A 22,620-nucleotide genomic window follows, 5' to 3' on the forward strand; every position below is an offset into this window, starting at 1 on the left:
TCAGTCTATCGCGGGCGGGTTTGAATCTTTAAGCTCTAAAAGTGATCTCAGACTTGCAACTCGTGCGCTTCGCTCAGCGTTTACAACGCCATCTGGGTTAGCCCATTCATTTAAGCGACAGCCGATTTCATGGTGTGAACAATTTGGCATGCAGGTTTGTGTGACCTCATAGAGATCGTTAAATGCAGCGACGATCCGATTGGAATCAAGATGAGCCAGCCCAAAGGCGCGGATTCCTGGAGTATCGATAATCCAGCCTTGTGAAGGAGATAGATCGGGGGATAACGGCAGCGCAATTGCACTTGATGAGGTGTGGCGACCGCGTCCGGTTACATCGTTAACATCGCCCGTAACGCGATCAGCGTGTGGCACAAGTGCGTTAATTAAAGTGGATTTACCAACGCCAGAATGGCCAACTAAGACCGAAGTCTTGCCATTTAGTAGTGAAAATAAATTAGCCAAATCTCTTTCGCGGGTATCAGATTTAATCGCGGCAGTTGCGATCTCTACCCCGAGAGTTTCATATTCATGTAAGAAATCTGGAACAGCTGCAACATCCGTTTTGGTAACGAGCAAAATAGGTTTAATGTTTTCGTGGAAAGCGCAGACCAAGAAGCGATCAATAAGACCACGGCGAGGTTCAGGATTTGCCGCGGCAACAACAATCACCAACTGATCAATATTGGAAACGATGGTGCGCTCCATCTTGGCGGCATCATCAACGGTTCTACTCAAACTATTGCGGCGAGGTGCGATTGAAACAATGCGCGCCAGAGTTCCTTCGGTGCCCGAAACATCTCCAACAAGATTCACTAAATCACCAACAACGACAGATTTTGGACCCATCTCGCGCGCCTTCATCGCGGTGACAATGACGCCACCATCTGTAATACAAGTTGTGCGACCGCGATCTACAGTTGTAACTAAGGCTTGAATTGCATCAGCGTGAGCGGGGCGATCTTTACTTCTTGGGCGGGTGCGCCGCGCAGGGCGAATCCGCGCATCTGATTCATCAAATTCGCGTGGCGTCATGAGACCAAACTCTGCCAAAGCCCAGGAAAATCGGGCAAGGTCTTACGGGTTGTTGCAACGTTTTCGATTTCAACGCCAGGAATTACCAATCCAATAACAGCACCAGCTGTTGCTAGTCGGTGATCTTCGTAAGTGTGGAATGTGCCGCCATGTAAACCTTTACCCATTGCGCCGTGCGGAGTTATATGGAGTGAAGTTTCATCTTCAACGACGTTGCCACCAAGTGAGTTAATTTCGCGGGTAAGAGCGGCTAAACGATCTGTTTCATGCAGACGTAAATGCCCGATACCGCGTAGATGAGATGGCGAATCTGCAAGAGCTGCCAAAGCTGCAATTGCTGGCGTTAACTCACCAACATCGTGTAAATCGATATCGATTCCGTGGATGCTTTCGCCACCTGTAATTGTTAAGCCATCTTTACCGCGCGAGATAGTTGCGCCCATCGCAGTTAAGATCTCGCGCAGCTGATCACCAGGCTGAGTTGTAACTTCTGGCCAATCTGCAATAGTGATTGATCCGCCACAGACCATAGCTATAGAAAGAAACGGTGCAGCATTTGAAAGATCTGGCTCTATAACTAAATCTTGTCCGTGCAGCGCACCTGCAGAGACGCTCCAACTGTTAGCTGATTTATCAACAGTTACTTCTGCACCGAAATCACGGAGCATCTGCACCGTCATATCGATATGTGGCATTGATGGAAGTGGTCCACCTTTATGCGTTGCAACTATTCCATCGCGCGTACTTGGCGCAATTAAAAGGAGCGCTGATAAGAATTGACTTGATGCGCTGGCATCAATTGTTAACGCACCGCCCGGAATCTCGCCTTTGCTCTTAACAACCATTGGCAAGCTGTAACGACCACCATGTTCGATTTCGATTCCGAGATCTTCGAGTGCTGCGATAACTGGCCCAAGGGGACGTTCGTAAGAACGGGGATCGCCATCAAATGAAATATCGCCTTGTGCCAGCGCAGAAAGTGGCGGCAAGAAGCGCATAACGGTTCCGGCGTTTCCAACATCAACCTTGGCAGGCCCGCGAAGTGGCGCAGGAGTTATCTCCCAAGCCCAATCGGTTTCTTTTATGGATATGCCCATTGCACGAAGTCCAGCAACCATTAACTCGGTATCGCGTGAGATAAGTGGGCGCTTTAAAAGTGAAGGGCTCTGGGCTTGCGCAGCGAGAATTAGCGCGCGGTTGGTCACCGATTTTGAACCCGGGATTACTACTCGCGCGCTGACTTTCTTATCTCCACGAAATGGAGCGGGCCAGAGCATAAGCAACAGTCTACTCTCTACCTATGTGCGGTCGTTATGCCAGAGCGCAAGAGATGGACGAGATCATCGGGGAATTTAACCTCGATGGATCAACCCTTGATGCTTCGCTGCCGTTGAATTGGAATATCGCACCGACCAATGAGATTTACATTATTCGAGATACTCCAGGAAACACCAATTCTTTAGAGAGAATATTGGATAGCGCATCGTGGGGAATCATCGCGCCGTGGCAGAAGAACTTTGCCGAAGCGCGCGCCTCGCAATCACATGCAATTAATGCGCGTAGCGAATCAATTCATGAGAAGCCAACATTTCGCCAAGCCTTTCGCACAACACGATGTTTAATTCCAGCAACCGGTTATTACGAATGGGCGACATCTTTAGGTCAGTACCCACCAAAACAACCTTTCTACATAACTTCTGCAGAACCCAAAAAATCACTTTCGATCGCTGGAATCTGGAGCACTTGGAAGAATGAGAAAGGCGAAGAGATTCAATCTGCCGCGATTATTACTCGCGAAGCAGTTGGCGAGTTAGCAACTATCCATAGCCGGATGCCAGTCTTTATGGAGCGCAATAAGTGGAGCGATTGGTTAGATCCAAAGAATCGTGAGATCGAAGATTTAATTGCGTTAATGCAGAACCCAGATCCAGCCGCTGGGTTGGTAACTAGACCGGTTTCATCGCAGGTAAATCTGGTGGCAAATAACGGCCCCGAATTAATTGCTGAGATCGAACTGGGAGAGGCGCAGACGCTCTTTTAAGGTTCGGCGTTAAGCGGGCATAAAGAGCGATTTCTACGACTTTGGGATAGTGTGTAAGAGATGGCATCTAAAGATCTAGTCCTAGAGAGCGCTTCCGATCGCAATACTCGGTTCGAGCGCGATGCCATTGTGTTTATGGACCAGTTATATGCAGCAGCGCTTCGTTATACAAAGAACCCCGAAGATGCGCGCGATTTAGTTCAAGATACTTATCTAAAAGCCTTTAACTCATTCCACCAATTTGAAGAAGGCACTAACTTACGTGCCTGGCTCTATCGCGTTTTAACAACCACATTTATTAACTCTTATCGTAAAGATCAACGCCGCCCACAACTTGCAGCTGGGGAACTCGAAGATTGGCAGTTAGCTGAGGCGCAATCACATACGAGCGATCTCGGAAAATCTGCAGAAGTAGAAGCGCTAGAGAATTTGCCAGATAGCGATATCAAACGCGCGCTGCAAGACATCCCCGAAGAATTTCGCATCGCCGTTTACTTGGCTGATGTTGAGGGTTTTTCCTACAAAGAGATCGCAGATATCGTCGATGTTCCTGCCGGCACTGTGATGTCACGTCTGCACCGCGGACGTAAGTTACTGCGCGAAAAATTAGCCGACTATGCAAAAGAACTTGGTTACTCCACCGATGCCAAGCCGGCAAATAAGAGCGGAAAGGGGGAGAAGGCATGAGCCATCTCGAAGAGATTCCATGTATTGAGGTTCTCTCCTCCGTTGTCTTTATCATCGAAGGCGTTGTTGAAGAGACCCATAACCCACAAGCGATTGAATCTCACCTAAATACTTGCGCTGCTTGTCGCGCAGAAGTTGAGCACGAGCAAGCAATGCATACCCTCTTGCAGGATGTGCTGCGTCGTTCTTGCGATGAGAAGGCCCCGGAAGATTTGCATCGCAGCATCCACGAAGAGCTTCTCCGCCAAGCAAGTGGTACTGGCGTTACTGAAGTCGTAACGCAATACAGCATGACCGAAATTTCAATTGAAATCGATGAGTTCGGTAACGTAGAACATCGCGAAATTCAGATTGAACAAACTCATGTTCAGCACTTCATAGACGACGAGAAGTAATTAACTATTTATGCGCCCAGCAGATGAGGTAATCGGAGCAGTCGGTTTCTCGGTAATGACCGTTCGCCCCGGTGATACCTGTCTAGCAATGGGAATCTCTGATCTACCAATTCTTGCGCCGGGCCATTTAATGAGCGTGATGGAGAGCGCATGTGTTGCAGCGCTGAGCGAGTATTTAGAAACTGGCGAGACAACGATCGTCGATAAGTTCGATATCTCGGTTATTGATTCCGTTGGAATTGGCTCTGAAATTCGCGGAGCCGCGCGCTGTACGGAAATGGATGGGCGTTCGATGATCTTTGAATGCGATATCTATGAAGGTGAGCGCCATATCGCTTTTGCCATAATAGAAAGAACGGCGGTGGAGCGAGTATCTTTCCTCGCCCGCACCGCCGCGCAATCTTTAATTAAGCCTTCTTAGTGGCCCAGAAGATCTCGGCAATTTCATCGATCTTTGCGATCAACTTATCTGCAACAGCCAAATCTTGAGTTCCCTTTGTACCGGCAGCTCCTGCCAACTTTGTCGCCTCGTTAAAGAGTGAGTGAAGTTGTGGGTATGCCTCAAAGTGTGGGGCCTTGAAGTAATCAGTCCAGAGAACCCAGAGGTGCTCTTTAACTTGATGTGAACGCTCTTCTTTGATTGCAACTGAACGTGAACGAAAATCTGCATCTGGGTTAGCTGCATACTTTTCCATGCATGCCTTAACTGAGAGCGCTTCGATCTTTGCCTGTGCTGGATCGTAAACTCCGCATGGCAGATCGCAGTGTGCGTGGACAGTTACCTTTGGTGTGAAGAACTTCTTCATTTTCTCTCCCTTTATCTTTATATTTCTTATCTTTATTTCAAAACCTGTATGTGTGAGACTACCGCCCATGGGCTTCTTTGGCATCTTCGGCCGTGTGATCGTGGAAGGCACTTCGATGCAGCCGACCTATAACCCGCTTGATTGGCTACTTGTTCACTACGGCTTCTTAGGCAAAAAATACCTGTTTCTGCGCCTCGGCGATGTCGTTGTCGTAGAGCGCGAAACCCAGCCTGGCATCTTCTATGTAAAGCGGATCGTAGAAATATCAATCGATAACGGCGGCACGAAGAGTTACTACGTACTTAGCGATAACGAAGCTGGAACAGATTCTCGCAAATGGGGTTTCTTAAGCGAGGCTGAAATTATTGGAAATATAATTACGCGAATAAAGAAGAATTAACGCGTAAACGCTTCATACATCAACGCTTTAGCTTCTTCCTCGTGCAAATGGTGGTTACCAGTTGCAGGAGATGCTGATGCGCGACGAGAAATTCTGCGAAGTATGCGACCGTCAACTGCAGTTCCACCGATTACTTCAGTGGTGCTGAGTGCAACGTGTGGCCATGGACCTTGGTTAGCAGGTTCATCTTGTACCCAGAGCAAGTTTGCATTTGGATGCTTCTTCGCTTCAACTTCCATCTGTGCAACAGGAAGTGGATATAAACGCTCAACGCGAACAATTGCAGTACTGCTGTCATTTAACTTGGTTCGCTCTGCAACAAGGTCGTGATAAATCTTTCCTGAGCAGTAGATCAAACGTGATGCGTTGTTAACTGTGGCATCACCAATTACTGGCAAAAATGTTCCAGATGTGAAATCACTGATCGATGAAGCAGCTGCGCGCAGACGGAGCATCGACTTCGGTGTGAAGACAACCATCGGACGGCGCTTTGGATTTGCTGCATGGAAGCGCAACAAGTGGAAGTAAGAGGCCGGTGTGGAAGGTTGTGCAATCGTCATATTCTTCTCTGCAGCAAGTGATAAGAAGCGTTCAATGCGCGCAGATGAGTGATCTGGGCCTTGTCCTTCATAACCATGTGGCAGAAGCAAGACAACTGATGAACGCTCGCCCCACTTTTGAAGTGCCGATGAGATGAATTCGTCGATAACTGTTTGCGCACCGTTGGCGAAGTCACCGAACTGACCTTCCCAAAGCACAAGCGCTTCTGGGCGAGCTACCGAATAGCCATATTCAAAGCCCATCGCAGCATATTCAGATAAGAGCGAATCGACTACAAAGAACTGACTTTCATCGGCAATTAGCGAACGAAGCGGGAACCAGTCAGAACCATTCTCTTTATCGACAACAACTGCATGGCGATTGCTAAATGTTCCGCGACGTGAATCTTGTCCCGCTAAACGAACTGGGCGACCTTCTTTGAGAAGTGAACCGAAGGCGAGCATTTCACCAGTTGACCAGTCGATGGTGCCATCGTTGATTGATTCCGCACGCTTTTGCAGCTGTGGAAGCATCTTAGGATGGATGTGGAAACCTTCTGGGATCGCAAGTTGTGTCGCTGCAATTTCGCGAACCAATTGTTCTGAGATAAATGTTGGGACATCTTCAGCATTTGGAACAATTGGAGGCTGGAAGTTTGGATCGTGCTCTTCTTCATAATTAGCAACGGATGCATAAACTTCTTCAAGTTGTGTCTGGTAGTCGCGCGCTAACTGCTCGGCTTCTTCCGGAGTGATATCTCCGCGACCGATAAGTGATTCGGTATACAAGGTACGAGTTGAGCGCTTGGCATCAATTAATTTGTACATCATTGGTTGTGTGAAGCTTGGCTCATCGCCTTCATTGTGGCCACGACGACGGTAGCAAACCATGTCAATGACAACATCTTTATTAAATTTTTGGCGGTATTCGAAGGCTAAGCGAGCTACGCGAACACATGCTTCTGGGTCATCGCCATTTACATGGAAGACCGGCGCCTCGATAGCTTTGGCAACATCTGTTGAGTAACGAGATGTACGTGATGCATGAGGTGAAGTTGTGAAGCCAACTTGGTTATTTACAACGATATGGATAGTTCCACCGGTGCGGTAGCCCTTTAGTTGAGATAACTGCAGAGTTTCAAAGTTAATACCTTGTCCCGCAAATGAAGCATCTCCATGGAGCAAGATAGGCAGAACTGAGTACAGATCCTTAACATTTAACTTATCTTGCTTGGCGCGAACAATGCCTTCTAGTACTGGGTTTACCGCTTCAAGGTGTGAAGGGTTGGCAGCGAGATAAATCTTGGTCTGTGCACCAGATTCTGCGGTGAAGACTCCTTCAGTACCTAAGTGGTACTTAACATCGCCCGAACCGTGTACTTCATTCTCTTTGTAATGTCCTTGGAACTCTTGGAAAATTTGTCCGTATGACTTGCCAGCGATATTTGCCAGAACATTTAGGCGACCGCGGTGTGGCATACCGATACAGACTTCATCTAAATTCTTTTCGGCAGCAGATGAGATAACTGCATCAAGAATTGGAATTACAGATTCGCCGCCTTCGAGTGAGAAGCGCTTCTGTCCAACGAATTTAGTCTGCAAGAAAGTTTCAAATGCTTCTGCGCTATTTAGTTTGCGCAAGATGCGGATCTGTTCTTCGCGATCTGGCTTGGTAAAGCCGATTTCAACGTGTTGCTGAATCCACTTACGCTCTTCTGGATTTGAAATATACATATATTCAACTGCAACAGAGCGGCAATATGAATCGCGCAGAATTCCGAGGATCTTGCGCAGCTTCATAAACTTCTCGCCACCAAAACCACCAGTTGCAAATTCGCGATCGAGATCCCACAAAGTAAGTCCGTGAGTTACGACATCAAGATCTGGGTGTGAGCGCTGTACATATTTGAGCGGATCGGTATCTGCCATCAAGTGGCCGTAGGTGCGGTAAGCCTGAATTAACTGCTGAACGCGCGCAGTTTTGTTGATCTCTTCATCTTTAGAGAATTCAAAGTCAGATGCCCAACGAATTGGCTCGTATGGAATACGAAGTGCTGCAAAGATTTCATCGTAGAAGTTTTCGGCACCGAGCAAGATTTCATGAATGCGGCGAAGGAAATCACCAGATTGCGCGCCTTGAATAACGCGGTGGTCGTAAGTACTTGTCAGAGTTATTACCTTGCTGATCGCCATGCGGGCCAAGGTCTCTTCACTTGCACCTTGGAATTCGGCTGGATAATCCATCGCGCCAACGCCAACGATTAGGCCTTGTCCTTGCACCAAACGTGGCACTGAGTGAACTGTGCCGATTGTGCCTGGGTTTGTTAGCGAGACAGTTGTTCCTGCGTAATCTTCAACGGTAAGTGCCCCAGCGCGGGCCTTCTTAACGATCTCTTCGTATGCAACCCAGAACTGACCGAAATCTAACTCTTCGCAACCCTTAATTGATGGAACAAGTAGTTGCCGGGTTCCATCGGGCTTTGCCAAGTCGATCGCAATACCAAGGTTGATATGTTCTGGCTTTCCAAGTGCAGGCTTGCCATCTACCTCGCCATAGAAAGCGTTCATCTCTGGCATCGCACGAAGCGCCTTGATCATGGCATAAGCGATGATGTGAGTGAATGAAACTTTTCCACCACGTGTGCGCTTTAAATGATTTGTAATAACGGTGCGGTTATCAATCATCAACTTGGCAGGAATTGCGCGCACACTTGTTGCAGTCGGAACTGTCAGCGATGCTTCCATCGATGCAACAACGCGACCGGCAACCCCACGAAGTGGTTCCATCGTTGCCGCACTCGGTGTAATCAAAACCGGTACAGGTTTAACTGGCGCTTGTGCCGGAGCTGGAGTTGAAACTATTGGTGCAACAACTGGCGCTGGTGTTGAAACGACAGGTGCGGCAGCAACAGGTGCTGGCGCAGAAACTGGAGTAGATGTAACAGGTGCTGCCAAGGTTGATGGCGCAGGTGTTAAAACTTGTTGTGTCGCTTTTGGAATTGGTGGAACTGGTGGAGTTCCAACTTTTGGCGCGCTTGTTGTTGCAGCTGCACCTGGGTTATAAGTCTTAAAGAATTCAATCCATGAAGGTTCGACGGAAGTTGGATCGGCTTGGTAACGCTCGTACATCTCTTCGACGAGCCAATCATTGGCTCCGAAATCTGCCGACACGGGCAACCCCTTCTTCGCGATTAACCTTGAGCATTACAGTGGTAATTAACGCTTAATACGTGGCTAAGACTATCGGCTGAGCCGAGCATGAATAAATCCCGTAGCGCCGACCTCGAGCGCGATATTGACCACAATCGCGCCCGGAAACTCAGCGCGACAAGGGGCCAGAGGATTGGCAGAGTTGGCGCATGAACTCAGGATCTCCGATGCGACCAATGGCCATTGTCAGCGGTGGAAGCCGTGGGCTGGGCTTTGAAACTGCGCGGGGGTTGGCGGCAAGCGGCTATGACTTAGCGCTGATCGCGAAAGATCCGGCAAGGTTGAATTCAGCGAGAGAACAACTCCTTTCAGAATTTTCCACTTCGCAACCTGGTTTAAACATTACAACGCATGTGGCAGATTTAGAAAACCAAGAAATTACCCGCAAAGTCGCTGAAGAGATAACTGCTTCACTTCCAACGCCACAAGTAATGGTTTTGGCACATGGCGTGATGAGCGAGAAGATGTCGAAGACTCTGCGCACAACCGATGCCGAATGGAATCGCGTAATGGCGATTAACTTAGATTCTGTTTTTACATTAGTAAATGTGATTGCACCTGCGATGGCCGATGCACGCAATGGAAGGCTAGTTATCTACTCAGCATGTTTAGGAAGAATGTCGGGACCAGGAAATGCTGGGGGACTTGCACCGTATCGAATTAGTAAAGCTGGCGTTAACGCACTTGTTAGAAACCTGGCACATGAAACCGGACTTGGCGCTCGCGGATTTTATGTTGATGCGATCTGTCCAAATCATTCGCGCACAGATATGGGCGGGCCCGATGCACCACGTAGCGCCGAAGAAGGTGCCGAGACAGCAATCTGGCTTGCAACTGCAGATATTTCAGAACGTGGAACCGATCAAGTAACGGGACTGCTTTGGGAAGATAGAAAGATCGTACCTTTTTAAACTAACCCGTCTTTAGATTATTTACGCTCTTCGGGAATTATCGTTACGGCAAAATAGAGCACTGGTATTGCAAGTAATAACAATGGAATTGCGCCGATTAAGAAGCCACCTTCGAATTGATATTTAACAACTCCCAAAACAATTAAGTTTGCAAAGACTGCCGGCCCGCGGCCCCAATTCTTTCTCTGTGCAAATGCGCGCCCACATGCCAAGAGCCCAAGGCCACCTGCCAACGAGAAGAGCAGCACTCCCGCTAGCGGCGGAATCTCGCGATCTTCATGGGTAATTCCCATTACGCCGACCCAGACACCTAGGGCTAACACAACTGCACCCTCTATATAGAGAAGGGCTGACGCGATGGAGCGCTTACGCGCTTGCTTGGCAGGATCGGTGTTCATAAGTCGGAAGGATATCAGGATCAACTTTGAGCGCGTTGGGGTGTAGCACAATGGAAATGGGTCGGTAATGAATTATTACGAAAAATCGAGCACAAATTTATCAACACAAAGTCATAAAAAATGAGTAATTGATCAGGCCTACAATCAACAGGTGCTGTATCCGGCTTTTGGGTTGGCTCTTCATAAATACAGGCGGGTAGAGACAAAATCTTCTCTCACCTTCCTGATTTGTTTTAAACAATTTGTGACATTACATATCGCAAGTTTTCCTAAATTTACGGCTAGAAAAATCGGGCAATCGGGCACGAAAGCCGGGTAGAAATCCCTATTTTTTATAGTTCCTGATGACTTTCTTAATTATCTTCTCAAGCTCTATCAAGGAAATTGAGTCTGCCCCCATCGTCTCCACATGCCCGCCCGTACTCCTCATTTCTTCGTAGGACAAAAAAATTGGGATCTGAAGGTCTTTTCGAATTACTTTGAATACCATTTTTTCTACGTCGAGCGCTTCTCTCCCAGACTCAAATTGCCAAACTTTGTAGGTAACCCATCCCCTCGCATTAAACCTACCTAAACGATCCATATGCTTTTTTACATTGCCGATTCCAATTTTATGGGCATTTAGTTCCTGATTTGTTATTAGGTAAACGTATGAATTTTTGTCCATGCCCAGGCCCGCTGGAGCGCAGTAAACGCATCCTTTATGCCCACTTTTAACATTTCCAAGAGAGGGGGTGATGATTCTTTTGCAGATTAGGCACCTACATTTCCACGGAGTATTCATGTTCACATAAGCTTCTAGGGGTTTTAAATCTGCCTTGAACATGATTGCTACGGCAGCGGCCTCTGGGGTTCTTTTCGAGTTTCCAATGGCCACAAGTCCACAAGGGATGCAACCGCCTTGCCCACTGAGAATTGAGTTATATTCTGGATAACCAATTTCTCCACATTTTAAGCATTTACATTTCCATCTTGCATGTGTTCCAGGATATGGCACAAGCGGTTCAAGTTTTGCTTTCCTCATTACTTGGGCGATTTTTTTCGGATTTGCAATTTTGGCTCCTGCACAGTCCATACAGCCAAGCCTTAGATTTTTTCTAGCTAATAAGAAATTTCTTCTAATTTCTTTATTCTTTCCACAAACTAAACAACGGACTCTAACAAGATCGCTATTTCCCGTGTGCTTTCCAACTGCATCTAAATTATGTTTAGCAAGTAATTGAATGTGTTTTTCAAGGGTTACCTGAGATAAGCCTGCTGATGTTCGTGCGCATTTTTCGCAACCTTTGTTTCTCCCCTTTTTCCCAAGAGTGTCCCAATTAATATTAGAAACTTTTTTGCAGAGTAAACATTTGATTTGGAATGATGTTCTTTTATCCACCCATTTATATGCACCAACAAGTTCCAGCTTCTGTATTTTCAACTTCATTAGTGCCTGATCAGGAGATACCCTGCTTGCCAATCCTGTTTTTGCAAAACTACATGGTCTACATCCACCCTGCCCACGTTTAATTAAACTGTATCGTGGAAAAACTATTTGCCCACAATCAAGATGTAGGCACTTCCATTTTTCGTTAGCACTTTTGTATGGCTCTAAAGGCTTCAAACCAGACTTCAGCATGAGCTGTTCTGCATCCTTGGGAACCGTCTTTTTAGACACAATTAATTGTATTTCCATTGAATTAGACGTGCCATCACTATGCGATTGAATCTCAACTTTTCAAAAGATGGGCAAATGAAAAGGATTTGGCTAGAGTAAAGGGGTGAAGTTCTTTGGAGTAATCCTCTCAGCCCGAAATTGGCCGATTTTCCTATCCAGAGGTAAACCACTAATAGGTCTTACACTTGCATCGATTTTAGCGACTGGCGTCTTGACTGGATGCTCCTCTGAGCCACCAATCGCGATGCCCCCCGCTCAAGTGACCAGATTTGTGCTAGATCTTTCTGGCTCCAATGATGTGAATAATCAGTACGACCGAATGAAACCAAGTATTTACAAAGAGTTAGCCCTAGATTCACTAGGCAATCCATTTTCACCGGAACCGTCCGGCCCAATTGATCTGTCGATGACTTACATCGTGGGAAGTGCTTCTCAAGCAAGCGTTACATCAATAACCAAGTCCGACTTTGGGTATAAATTATTTGTGGACTTAGAAAAAGTCTATGGACGTACAGGTGATCAGATTTCAACGGACTGGCCACTGGTACTCGCATCCTATAGACAGGCTTTAAGTCTGAAAAATATTGATGATGCTAAGGCATGTATAAATAAGATTTATGGAACGATGGAAGTCAACCTTGGTGACGATATCTCCAAGGAAATTGCAGCCCGACTTTGTGATGGCGCTTTTTCTACAATTAATTTGATTGAGAATCAGATTCCAGATTCATTTCTTCAGGCATCGGGTTCTGACGTTTTTGGTGCATTTCGAGAAATTGACACTTGGGTAGAAAAAATTAAAGTAGAGCAACCAAGCGCACGTATTAAGGTTATTTTCGCTTCAGATATGGTCCATTGGACAAATGGCCAAAGAGATCTCTTCGGTTCCTCAGGTCTACTAAGCGGGTTAATTGGCAAAGATCAGATCTGTGCTATTGCCAAAACTCAGGCTGAGCTTTCTGCCTTAAATATTCAAGGAGTAAGAGTGGACATAATTGGTCGGGGAAATGCAAAGAGCGTCTCTGCCGACGAAGGTGAAGCTTTGGCTATATTCTGGAAATGCTTTGCTGATGCCTCTGGATTTGATCTAAAAACTTCGACAGACGGGAGAGCGTAATGGCAAGAAAAATTTCTAAGGGCATGAAAGCTTGGGCTCAGGAAAGCGGCACCCGTGATGGAAAGGCTGAGATTCCGAGTGAAGATTGGGGAACCGGCTCTGTTCCATTTTTCATTGAGAGCCTTGCAGAGTATCAAAAGCGGGCTAAGAATTTGATCCTGAACTCTCGGCTCGAACTGAATGCAAAGATTGATGCAATTTTGGGCCGTGCCAAGGAAATTCACTTCTTAGAGAAGGAACTTGTGAATCAGGAAAGCTATGCGGCAAAGCGTGAAGCCAGAATTCAGGAAATTAAGGATACTTTGAATGGTTACAAGGAGGAACAGCCAATCGGGCGCTTTGCTCGAGTTCAAGCCATTAGTTCAATTGTGCATTTTCCAGTTTTGCTAGTTCTGGCAGCAGGTGAGTACTTCGTAACAAAAGATGCGGTAATTAAAATTATTGGTGGAAATGGTTTAGAACCTGAGACGGTAGCAATCGCAGTGGCTCTTCTGACTGTCATGGGAGCCCACCTAATTGGCACGTTACTCAAAATGAAGTTGGACCGTCAGCGCCCACAAGAAAACTGGGTTAAACGCATTACTCTCGTACTGGGAATAAGTCTTATCTCTGTCGTGATTTTTTTAGCTGTTCTCAGAGCGGCGAACACAGCTGATGGAAAGTCTGTCTCACTTGAGAGAGTACTTGGAAAAGAAGACCTTTCACGAGTGCTTTATCTCATTGTATTTTTCTTTCTATTACAGGCAGCCTTTCTTATCGTTGGCGCGGTCATGGCATTTCTTCACTACTCACCCATATCTCATGAACTCCATTCTTCGAAGAGGAGTTTGATTCTTGAAAAGAGAAAAGTGAAAAAAACTCAAAGGCAATTGGCAAAACTTGGATCAGATCTATTCTTAAGTAGAGAACTTGTTAATGCTGAAATTGAATCAATAAGAGCTCAAGTTGAACTACTGGGAGCGGAATACGTCTCGACTTGCTCCTCCTATAAAACCGCGAATATTCACTCAAGAAGAGATGAATTGAATGCCTCTCATCCCGCAATGCAGGAGCCTGGCTTTGAATTCGGAGTTAATCAGTTCGACGACATCATCGAACTCGCTGAGAAGAATTTCACACGTGAAAGAGCCCTTTAGTTCAGAACTCTTCAAAATTTCTTCACCAAATGAATCAGCCTTGCAATTGAGTTCGCATAGTTTCTTGGTCGCTGATTAAAAATCAGGCCACTCTACCTTCGGTATAAGGATTTTCTAACACTCGCTATCCTTACCCCATGGCCCGCGAATACGATCTAGAGATAGCTGCAATTGGTGCAACGCTTCTCTCTATCGAAAAGGTCTTGGATCTTCCTAAGTTAGAGGCAGAAGCCGTTGAACTTGAAGCAGCTGCCGGTGTTCCGAATCTTTGGGATGACCCAGAAGCGGCGCAGAAGGTAACGAGTAAGTTATCTCGAGTTCAGAGCACTATCGCTCGATTGAAAACACTTCGTCGCAGAGTTGAAGATCTACCGATCTTGTTTGAACTCGCAGGCTCTGAACCTGATGGTTCTGGATTAGCGGATGCGGAACTCGAATTAGATTCTGCAGTTAGGGCGATTAGCGAGTTAGAAGTTACGACTCTTCTCAATGGTGAATATGACGATCGTGATGCTTTGATAACTATTCGCTCTGAAGCCGGTGGCGTTGAAGCCGCGGACTGGGCAGAAATGTTGATGCGTATGTATCTGCGTTACTGCGAACGCCACGAATTCAAAGTGGATGTGCTTGAAACTTCCTACGCCGAAGAAGCGGGAATTAAATCAACTACTTTCCGCGTTGGCGCACCTTATGCATATGGAACTTTATCCGTTGAGCAAGGCACTCATCGTTTAGTGCGTATCTCTCCATTTGATTCGCAATCTCGCCGCCACACATCATTTGCTGGCGTTGAAGTTGTGCCAGTTGTAGAACAGAGCGATCACATTGAAATTGATGAAAAGGAAATCCGCGTAGATGTATATCGCTCATCTGGCCCTGGTGGACAAGGTGTAAACACAACAGACTCTGCGGTTCGTTTAACTCATATTCCAACTGGGATTGTTGTCTCTTGTCAGAACGAGCGCTCACAGATTCAGAACAAAGCAACAGCAATGGCTGTCTTGCAATCAAAATTATTGGAACGTCGTCGCCAAGAAGAACAAGCCAAGATCAATGCTTTGAAGGGCGATAATTCAGGCTCTTGGGGTAACCAAATGCGCTCTTATGTATTAGCGCCTTACCAAATGGTTAAAGATTTAAGAAACAACCACGAAACTGGAAATACTTCAGCAGTATTAAATGGTGAAATCGATGATTTCATCGAAGCGGGAATTCGCTGGCGCAGATCTAGCGCTTCATAAATATTTATTTCAAGTAATTTTTTTCACATTGAGCGCAATTCACGCGTAGATATCTGGTGATATTTCCTGAGAATCCACGCAATTTGCACCGATATCAGGCGCTTTTCGCAGATCTATACCTAAACTAGGTCTCAGTACGGCAGCCAAATTCCCCCATATCCATGGCGCCCAAAAGGAACGAAGGAGTTCGTGTGATTCGTTTTGAGAATGTGACGAAGCTTTACTCAGGTCAAGAACGACCTGCGCTAGACACAGTGAGCCTAGAAATTGTTAAGGGAGAGTTCGTCTTCCTTGTTGGTCTTTCAGGTTCAGGTAAATCAACTTTCCTTCGTTTGATCTTGCGTGAAGAGCGACCATCTCAGGGCGTCATCCACGTTGCTGGAAAAGATTTAGGGCAACTTCCAAATCACAAGATTCCAGATCTGCGTCGCCAAGTTGGAACTGTTTTCCAGGATTTCCGTTTGCTACAGAATAAAACAATTTCCGAAAACGTCGCCTTCACTTTGCACGTCCTTGGTTATTCCAAGAAAGAGATTGCTCGCGAAGTACCAGAAGTTCTTGAACTCGTTGGTTTGGAAGATAAGGCAGATCGCATGCCAACCGAGATTTCAGGTGGAGAACAACAGCGCGTGGCAATTGCCCGCGCATATGTGAGCCGCCCGGCGATCATCATCGCCGATGAACCAACCGGAAACCTTGATCCAGCAACATCTGTTGGAATCATGAAGTTGCTCGATCGCATTAATCGCGAAGGCACTACTGTTTTGATGGCTACCCACGATGCCGGCATTGTGGATCAGATGCGCAAGCGCGTCATCGAATTAGATGCAGGCCACGTTATTCGTGACCAGGTTCGCGGCGTCTACGGATACACGGGCTAGTTAGATTCAAGGGATAAGGTAAAGACATGCGCGCAGGATTCTTATTAAGCGAAGTCCGTATTGGGCTACGCCGTAACCTAACAATGACCTTTGCGGTCATTGTTACTACTGCGATCTCACTTTCCCTTCTAGGTATTGGGTTACTTTCAAACGCCCAAGTTAATGCGATGAAAGATTATTGGTATGACAAGATCGAAGTATCTGTTTACTTGTGTGGATCTTTATCTGAATCTCCAAGCTGTTCTGGCGGTGTAGTAACTCCCGAACAACGCCTTGCGATTAAATCAGATCTAGATGCACTTCCTGTTGTTCAGAGTACTTTCTATGAATCACAATCTGAGGCATACACACGTTTCCAAGAGCGCTTTAAGGATTCTGCAATTGCTCAGAACGTAACTGCAGATCAATTGCCTGAGTCATTCCGCGTTAAGTTGAAAGATCCAACCCAGTTTGCAGTTGTTGTTAGCGCATTCTCGGGTCGTCCTGGCGTAGATGTTGTTCAGGATCAACGCACAATTTTGGAGAAGTTCTTTAAACTTCTAAATGTATTGCGTAACGGCGCACTTCTTGTTGGTCTCTTCTCAGTGCTAACTGCCGGTCTTTTGATATCAAATACCTTGCGTATTGCAGCATTTAACCGCCGCCGCGAAACCGGGGTTATGAAACTCGTTGGTGCATCTTCTTGGTCTATCCAACTTCCATTCTTGCTCGAAGGTATTTTCTCAGCCCTCATTGGCTGGGGATTTGCGACCGGCTTGTTGGCAGGGCTAAAGACTGTGGTTGATTCCAAAGTTGCCCCACTTCTTACCTTCACCAACTTCTTTGGTTGGAATGAAGTCTGGATCGCATCTGCTTGGTTACTACTAGCAGGATTCACCGTTTCTACTATTGCCTCACTGATCACGCTCCGCCGTTACCTCAAGGTTTAAAAGGTAAATGTCTAATCGGTACCTGCCGTGGTGAAAGAAGTAGGCCGCAAACTCATCGCGCAGAATAAGAAAGCGCGTCATGACTATTCAATTGAAGATGTTTTTGAATGTGGCATTGTCCTAACTGGCACCGAAGTTAAATCACTTCGCGCAGGGCGTGCTTCCCTTATTGATGGTTATGCAACCGTTGAAAATGGCGAACTCTGGTTAGCCGGTGTTCATATCCCGGAATACACCCAAGGAACTTGGACTAATCACGATGTCCGCCGCAAACGAAAGCTGCTTGTGCATTTGCAGGAGATTAAGAAACTGCACATAAAGATCAAAGAAGGCGGAGTAACTCTCATTCCTTTGCAGCTTTACTTTAACAATGGCAAAGCCAAGATCGAAATAGCCGTTGCTCGCGGCAAGAAAGCGCACGACAAGCGCGATTCACTTATGGAACGCCAAGCAAGCCGCGAAGTTGAACGCGAGATTTCTCGTCGTCGATCAGGAAAAGACCAGTAATAATTGTCTCTTCGTATTGAAACGGATCGGTTGATCCTTCGGCCAATGCAGATAGAAGATATTGATGATCTTCTGCAATATCAATCAAACCCCGAGATAGTCCGATACATCCCTTGGCCACCTAGAACGATCGAACAAGTGAAAAAAGCTGCAGAAGAAACTATTGCCACAGGAAAGTTTGATTTAAAAGAAGATAACGATTTCATCGTTCTCGTCTGGGAACTGAAGAGCACAGGTCAAGTTATTGGCCAATCAAACATGGGACTTATATCAAAGATAAATAAAGCATCAAATATTGGTTGGGTAACTCATCAAGATTTCCAACGCCAAGGTTATGCCTTTGAAGCAACTAAGGCGCTTCTTGGCTATGCATTTAAAAACTTTGATTTACATCGCGTTATTGCAGATATCGATACTCGAGTTCCTGAATCGGCAGCGCTTGCTGAAAAATTAGGTATGCGTCGCGAAGCAACGTACCTAGATGGAGAGTTCTTTAAAGGCGAATGGTGCGATATGTGGCTATATGCGATTTTAAAGAGAGAATTTCAGGCTTAGTTCTCACGCTTAAAAAGCATTAATAACAGGGGAATTTCTCACTTTTCGTTGGCGTTCCGTACAATAAGAACACAACTAAATAGTGGAAATAGCTTTCCACACCCATGGGGGTGAACGGTCTCGACTTTGGTTGTTGAGGCAGGGGAAGCGGGCCGAGGAAGCCAGGATGATCTCGTTAACCAAAAACCTGTGCAAAAAATAATCGTCAGTACAACTGCCGATGATCTCACTCTTGCTGCCTAAGCAAGCTCTGTGATCCGTTAGCCCAGACTCGCCTTCGATCTGGAATCTAGCGCCGATAGAGGGCTCTTCACGGTTGTGGCGTTGCGAACGCGACCGGAGAACAGTTTCGCAAATGAGTTTGTCGAATACTTGTGTGCAAGAGATTCGGAACTGAGAAAACGATAGCCACACTACGCCCGTAGAAGCCCTGTTTTAATTCCGAAGGACCCGGGTTCGATTCCCGGCACCTCCACTTATCTTTATTTAACGCTGCCCTGCCGGTCCATTGGCATCGCCAGATTGCATCTTAAAGAGCGAACGCCAAGGAATGTTTCTTACAAATTCGCGCTTTAGTGCAATTGTGTTTAGACCAAATCCAATAAAGGAGAGCGCTTTAACTCCCGATGGAATTTGATTAAAGATAAAAACCATCTGCACCGGCATGCCAATTAAAGCAATTGCAGCAACGGATAATCTGCGAATCCACCAGATTGCCTTATTTTTCTTAGTGAATTCCCAGAAGAGTTTGCTCGTAAGTAGCAGCGCAATTGGGCCAGTAAAGAGAACTAGAGCAACTAGCGCTGCAACTACAAGTGCTAAAGATTCCATATTTACTTTAACTCATCCCATTCGCTAGCAAGAACTGCGAGTTCAACCATATCGATCTGACTTCCGTCAGAGCGTGTAACGCGCTGACGGAGAATTCCCTCTTTGTTATAGCCGGAGCTCATTAACAACTTCTGCGAAGCATGGTTATCTAAATCAACAGCTGCTTCAATGCGGCGAAAGCCCATCGTTAGAAATCCATAGTTGGTAATCATCTTGGCAGCGATTGTGCCGATACCTTTTCCGCGCATCGGAGCGTGCATCCAGTAACCGATTTCTGCGCGGTGGTTATCTAGGCTGATTGTGTGGAGTGAGACAACGCCTGCAAATTCCTTGTCGTCTCCGACGCCAAATTCGATTATGAACGGGAACTCACGATGTAGTTCAAGCGAAGCCGGAACACGTTGAACGTAATCCAGGGCGTGAGCCATGGTGTATTCGGCCGGGACCGTGGTGAATCGGGGAATTAGCGGATCTTGGCAGGCTTCAAATATTTGCTCAACATCAGATTCCGCTGGCGGACGCAGGGTGACGCGACCATATTGGAGAGTAGGAATCTCACTTGGCCACCAAATCATGGAAGTAAGTATCGCTCATCAAGAAGGAGCCACGCAGGGTTATTCGCAAGGTGGCTTTTGAATCAAACGGCGTCATGTATAGAACGTGCTGGTGTGAAGAATTTCTTTCCAAGTGGAGATACCCAAGTGCAGGAACCATCGCCATGGCTAGTTACGCTCCAACCGTCATGAGTTTTTAATCGATGGTGTCGCCTACACAGCGCTCCTAAATTTTCCGCCGAAGTAGACCCCCCTTCTTCCCAACTTTGTGCATGATCCAAATCTGAGAGCGCTGCCGATCTTCGACATCCCGGAAATCGGCAAGTGCGGTCTCGAGCAATTAAGAAATCTTTCAGCGCTTGCGGAGGTTCATAACTTTCCCGACCGTAATCCAATAGATTTCCTGTTTGTGGATCGGTTATAAAACGAATCCATTTTCCGTCGGAAGCCAATTCGCGAGCCACCGATGCAGGAATTGCCCCGTAACCATTCAACTGTCCTGGGTTTTCAGCAAGACCGAGCAGCGTTGGAAGATCGATTGTGACGTTTATTGATATCGGACGGCGATGAGGTGTAACAGGAGAAGCAGAAAGTGAGGCTGCAGCGATTGCTGTTAGTGCATCCGCGCGCTTCATATCTGTGTTTCTTGCATCTTTAGCGCTAACAGATCCATCTTTGTTTTCAATATCGGCGCTGGCTAAACGGATAAAGCTCTCGATCGCGTTCATTACTACTTGCGCATCCGCGGCAGGCAAGATTGCTACGACTGTAGACATTCCATCGCTATCGTTATAACAAGAAACTCGACGAGTATCACGTGCCCGTGCGACCGTATCTTCAAAAGTTTCTGGAGCGATCCGCGCCAAAGAAGTGCGTACTTGGCTGGCAACTTGGGCTGGAGTGTGAAATTCTGCATGGGCAATAGCGCGCTGCTCTACCTCAAAAATCTGAAACTCAGTTAGTCCATCACGAATTGCAGCTGCGGTCTCTTTGGCAATTACATTTGCATGTGCGAGAGAAATATCGCCGGTTGCTAAAGCTGAGCAAGTATTGGGTAAGTGATTTACCAAAGTTCGCGCAACATCTATACGAGATTGGGCAGTTCCTGCGGAAAGGCGCAAGGCAGTAGAAACATCTTCACGTTCTGCTTCATCAACGCCAAAGAATGGTTCTTGACCATTTGCGACGCTTGGATCATTTCCAGCCACAGCAATGATTGCCCGTTGCATCAGAGCCTGAAGCCAAGCGGTTTGGCGTTCTAGCGCTGTTAAGTAATCAATACGCGAACTGGGCGAAAGTTTGCCAGGATCGATTGAAACTAATTCGGAGAGAGTCTTGATCCCTGGCATGGAATTTAAAAGTTCAGTAACTTTGCTTGTTATATCTAGGTCTGAAGCCAGAGCCTGAGCTTGGAAGTCTTTCTGAAATGTATTTTCATCCAGCGGCCCGATAGAAGTTGCGATCTCGGCGGCGGTAGACATGGGCAGATAATCGTTTGCAGGGCTGACAAAATTAGGCTCATTGAGCGCTTTATCCACATAAATGTGAATATAACTTTAAGTTGCAGGTAGTTGAAAGTTCAACTAAAATCAGGCTCAGACATAAGGAGCAAAAATGCCAGCAGTTACCGTAAGTGACATCACCGTTCTACCTCGCGTCACCGATGCGCCAAATTCACGTGCACGTCGCGTAAAGAGCATCACGACCGCGCCACAAGGTTTTGAAGGTGAAGGCTTTCCGGTTCGTCGCGCATTCGCAGGCGTTGACTTGGCAGAACTCGATCCATTTATTCACTTAGATCAAATGGGCGAAGTTGAATACGCGCCAGGTGAACCTAAGGGAACCCCATGGCACCCACACCGCGGATTCGAAACAGTTACATACATTATTGATGGAATCTTTGATCATAAAGATAGCAACGGCGGCGGCGGAACAATTTCAAACGGTGACACACAATGGATGACAGCCGGCGGCGGAATTCTTCACATTGAAACTCCACCAGAGCATTTGGTAATGAGCGGTGGTTTATTTCACGGTTTCCAACTCTGGGTAAATCTTCCTGCAGAAAAGAAATGGTTACCACCTGCCTATCAAGATGTGCGTGCAAATGATGTCGCACTTTTATCTAGCGCAGATGGTGGATCACTTATTCGCGTTATCGCAGGTGAACTCGATGGACATGTTGGTCCCGGCACAACACAAACACCAATTACTTTGATTCACGCAACTGTTGCACCTGGTGCAGAACTTCGCTTGCCATGGCGTAAGGATTACAACGCACTTGTTTACACAATCGCAGGCCACGGCTTTGTCGGCGATGAAAACCGTCCAGTACAGATGGGTCAGCTAACTGTCTTCGGCGATGGTGATTCAATCGTTGTACGCGCTGCAAATAACCAGGAAACTCGTTCACCAAACCTTGAACTATTTATTCTCGGTGGCCAACCAATCAAGGAACCTGTTGCTTGGATGGGGCCATTCGTAATGAATACCAAGCGCGAAGTGCTGCAAGCATTTGAGGATTTCCAGAAGGGTTTACTTGGCTCAATCCCTGCGATTTATAAGGAAGATGCCAAGCGCCCCCAGTCAGGACAAACACTGAACCGCACCGACAAACTCTCCGGAGACGTAAAGGCTGCCGATGTCCTGGACGTCCATAACGCTCCAACCGAGCTGCAAGAGAAGTAAGGGAAACCTTCGAGAGGCGACTGTGTAGTTATCTTTTCAGTCGCCGACGGAGGTTGACCGTTTGATCTACGCAGCGCAATAAGTTCATGAGGCGACTGTGTA

23 protein-coding genes and 1 other RNA gene are annotated in these 22,620 nt (G+C 46.7%); 15 read left to right on the forward strand and 9 right to left on the reverse strand.

What is annotated here, in order from left to right; translation table 11 throughout:
* Both rsgA and aroA read right to left on the reverse strand, forming a co-directional pair.
* The gene (rsgA, locus tag A1sIIB60_RS00985; RefSeq protein ID WP_095688836.1) at positions 1 to 1,032 is read right to left on the reverse strand and encodes a ribosome small subunit-dependent GTPase A; all 1,032 of its coding nucleotides are present in this window, start codon (positions 1,030 to 1,032) and stop codon (positions 1 to 3) included.
* Positions 1,029 to 2,309 carry a 3-phosphoshikimate 1-carboxyvinyltransferase gene (gene aroA, locus A1sIIB60_RS00990; RefSeq protein WP_095688837.1) on the reverse strand — a complete coding sequence of 427 codons (1,281 nt, stop codon included), beginning with the start codon at positions 2,307 to 2,309 and terminating at the stop codon, positions 1,029 to 1,031. Before aroA ends, rsgA begins: the two co-directional genes overlap by 4 nt.
* 23 nt (positions 2,310 to 2,332) lie before the next feature.
* On the opposite strand from aroA, the gene A1sIIB60_RS00995 reads away from it, so the two are divergent.
* Genes A1sIIB60_RS00995 through A1sIIB60_RS01010 form a run of 4 tightly spaced genes read left to right on the forward strand, consistent with a single transcriptional unit; the run spans position 2,333 to position 4,576 of the window.
* A complete protein-coding gene (locus A1sIIB60_RS00995) occupies positions 2,333 to 3,073 on the forward strand; it encodes an SOS response-associated peptidase (protein ID WP_095670662.1) in 741 nt (246 codons plus the stop codon).
* A 60-nt stretch (positions 3,074 to 3,133) separates the two neighbouring features.
* Positions 3,134 to 3,760, forward strand: coding sequence for a sigma-70 family RNA polymerase sigma factor (locus A1sIIB60_RS01000; protein ID WP_095670663.1), 627 nt, complete (start codon positions 3,134 to 3,136; stop codon positions 3,758 to 3,760).
* Positions 3,757 to 4,155: an anti-sigma factor family protein gene (locus tag A1sIIB60_RS01005; RefSeq protein WP_095670664.1), complete on the forward strand. Its 399-nt coding sequence runs from the start codon at positions 3,757 to 3,759 to the stop codon at positions 4,153 to 4,155. The genes A1sIIB60_RS01000 and A1sIIB60_RS01005 overlap by 4 nt, the downstream gene beginning before the upstream one ends.
* 10 nt (positions 4,156 to 4,165) lie before the next feature.
* Entirely contained in the window at positions 4,166 to 4,576 is a 411-nt protein-coding gene (locus A1sIIB60_RS01010) for a thioesterase family protein (protein WP_095688838.1), read from the forward strand.
* Here A1sIIB60_RS01010 and sodN read toward each other — a convergent pair.
* Entirely contained in the window at positions 4,563 to 4,961 is a 399-nt protein-coding gene (gene sodN / locus A1sIIB60_RS01015; protein ID WP_095688839.1) for a superoxide dismutase, Ni, read from the reverse strand. The genes A1sIIB60_RS01010 and sodN overlap by 14 nt on opposite strands.
* 67 nt (positions 4,962 to 5,028) lie before the next feature.
* Here sodN and A1sIIB60_RS01020 point away from each other — a divergent pair, with 67 nt between their 5' ends.
* Positions 5,029 to 5,361 (forward strand): S26 family signal peptidase, encoded by a 333-nt coding sequence (locus A1sIIB60_RS01020; protein WP_095688840.1) that lies wholly within the window; start codon positions 5,029 to 5,031, stop codon positions 5,359 to 5,361.
* On the opposite strand, the gene A1sIIB60_RS01025 is transcribed toward A1sIIB60_RS01020, so the two are convergent.
* The gene (locus tag A1sIIB60_RS01025) at positions 5,358 to 9,071 is read right to left on the reverse strand and encodes a multifunctional oxoglutarate decarboxylase/oxoglutarate dehydrogenase thiamine pyrophosphate-binding subunit/dihydrolipoyllysine-residue succinyltransferase subunit (RefSeq protein ID WP_095688841.1); all 3,714 of its coding nucleotides are present in this window, start codon (positions 9,069 to 9,071) and stop codon (positions 5,358 to 5,360) included. The genes A1sIIB60_RS01020 and A1sIIB60_RS01025 overlap by 4 nt on opposite strands.
* A gap of 188 nt (positions 9,072 to 9,259) precedes the next feature.
* On the opposite strand from A1sIIB60_RS01025, the gene A1sIIB60_RS01030 reads away from it, so the two are divergent.
* On the forward strand, positions 9,260 to 10,021 hold the full coding sequence (locus tag A1sIIB60_RS01030; RefSeq protein ID WP_095688842.1) for an SDR family NAD(P)-dependent oxidoreductase: 762 nt from the start codon (positions 9,260 to 9,262) through the stop codon (positions 10,019 to 10,021).
* Positions 10,022 to 10,038: 17 nt separating this feature from the next.
* Here A1sIIB60_RS01030 and A1sIIB60_RS01035 read toward each other — a convergent pair whose 3' ends face one another.
* Positions 10,039 to 10,419 (reverse strand): hypothetical protein, encoded by a 381-nt coding sequence (locus tag A1sIIB60_RS01035; protein WP_095688843.1) that lies wholly within the window; start codon positions 10,417 to 10,419, stop codon positions 10,039 to 10,041.
* 325 nt (positions 10,420 to 10,744) lie between these two features.
* Positions 10,745 to 12,097, reverse strand: coding sequence for a hypothetical protein (locus A1sIIB60_RS01040; RefSeq protein WP_095688844.1), 1,353 nt, complete (start codon positions 12,095 to 12,097; stop codon positions 10,745 to 10,747).
* An 85-nt stretch (positions 12,098 to 12,182) separates the two neighbouring features.
* Between A1sIIB60_RS01040 and A1sIIB60_RS01045 the strand changes: the two genes are divergently transcribed.
* From A1sIIB60_RS01045 to ssrA, 8 genes are all read left to right on the forward strand, one after another.
* On the forward strand, positions 12,183 to 13,196 hold the full coding sequence (locus A1sIIB60_RS01045) for a hypothetical protein (protein ID WP_095688845.1): 1,014 nt from the start codon (positions 12,183 to 12,185) through the stop codon (positions 13,194 to 13,196).
* Entirely contained in the window at positions 13,196 to 14,332 is a 1,137-nt protein-coding gene (locus tag A1sIIB60_RS01050; RefSeq protein WP_095688846.1) for a hypothetical protein, read from the forward strand. Before A1sIIB60_RS01045 ends, A1sIIB60_RS01050 begins: the two co-directional genes overlap by 1 nt.
* Positions 14,333 to 14,469: 137 nt before the next feature.
* Positions 14,470 to 15,573 carry a peptide chain release factor 2 gene (prfB, locus tag A1sIIB60_RS01055; RefSeq protein ID WP_095688847.1) on the forward strand — a complete coding sequence of 368 codons (1,104 nt, stop codon included), beginning with the start codon at positions 14,470 to 14,472 and terminating at the stop codon, positions 15,571 to 15,573.
* Between the two features lie 191 nt (positions 15,574 to 15,764).
* The gene (gene ftsE / locus A1sIIB60_RS01060) at positions 15,765 to 16,454 is read left to right on the forward strand and encodes a cell division ATP-binding protein FtsE (RefSeq protein ID WP_095688848.1); all 690 of its coding nucleotides are present in this window, start codon (positions 15,765 to 15,767) and stop codon (positions 16,452 to 16,454) included.
* Between the two features lie 26 nt (positions 16,455 to 16,480).
* Positions 16,481 to 17,383 (forward strand): permease-like cell division protein FtsX, encoded by a 903-nt coding sequence (gene ftsX, locus A1sIIB60_RS01065; protein WP_095688849.1) that lies wholly within the window; start codon positions 16,481 to 16,483, stop codon positions 17,381 to 17,383.
* 27 nt (positions 17,384 to 17,410) lie between these two features.
* Positions 17,411 to 17,890, forward strand: a complete 480-nt coding sequence (gene smpB, locus A1sIIB60_RS01070) for an SsrA-binding protein SmpB (RefSeq protein ID WP_095677064.1) — start codon at positions 17,411 to 17,413, stop codon at positions 17,888 to 17,890.
* Between the two features lie 30 nt (positions 17,891 to 17,920).
* The gene (locus A1sIIB60_RS01075) at positions 17,921 to 18,445 is read left to right on the forward strand and encodes a GNAT family N-acetyltransferase (RefSeq protein ID WP_223298746.1); all 525 of its coding nucleotides are present in this window, start codon (positions 17,921 to 17,923) and stop codon (positions 18,443 to 18,445) included.
* Positions 18,446 to 18,551: 106 nt separating this feature from the next.
* Positions 18,552 to 18,923: a transfer-messenger RNA gene (ssrA, locus tag A1sIIB60_RS01080) on the forward strand.
* An 8-nt stretch (positions 18,924 to 18,931) separates the two neighbouring features.
* Here ssrA and A1sIIB60_RS01085 read toward each other — a convergent pair.
* The 3 genes from A1sIIB60_RS01085 to A1sIIB60_RS01095 all read right to left on the reverse strand — a co-directional run bounded on the left by A1sIIB60_RS01085 (position 18,932) and on the right by A1sIIB60_RS01095 (position 21,311).
* Positions 18,932 to 19,276: a hypothetical protein gene (locus A1sIIB60_RS01085; RefSeq protein ID WP_095677066.1), complete on the reverse strand. Its 345-nt coding sequence runs from the start codon at positions 19,274 to 19,276 to the stop codon at positions 18,932 to 18,934.
* A gap of 2 nt (positions 19,277 to 19,278) precedes the next feature.
* Positions 19,279 to 19,851 carry a GNAT family N-acetyltransferase gene (locus tag A1sIIB60_RS01090; protein WP_095677067.1) on the reverse strand — a complete coding sequence of 191 codons (573 nt, stop codon included), beginning with the start codon at positions 19,849 to 19,851 and terminating at the stop codon, positions 19,279 to 19,281.
* Positions 19,852 to 19,913: 62 nt separating this feature from the next.
* A complete protein-coding gene (locus A1sIIB60_RS01095; RefSeq protein ID WP_095677068.1) occupies positions 19,914 to 21,311 on the reverse strand; it encodes an HNH endonuclease signature motif containing protein in 1,398 nt (465 codons plus the stop codon).
* Positions 21,312 to 21,444: 133 nt separating this feature from the next.
* Here A1sIIB60_RS01095 and A1sIIB60_RS01100 point away from each other — a divergent pair, with 133 nt between their 5' ends.
* Complete coding sequence (locus tag A1sIIB60_RS01100; RefSeq protein ID WP_095688851.1) at positions 21,445 to 22,518, forward strand: pirin family protein; 1,074 nt, start codon at positions 21,445 to 21,447, stop codon at positions 22,516 to 22,518.
* Positions 22,519 to 22,620 lie beyond the last annotated feature (102 nt).

It is taken from the genome of Candidatus Planktophila lacus (assembly GCF_002288385.1).
In the GTDB taxonomy this organism is placed as follows: Bacteria; Actinomycetota; Actinomycetes; order Nanopelagicales; family Nanopelagicaceae; genus Planktophila; species Planktophila lacus_D.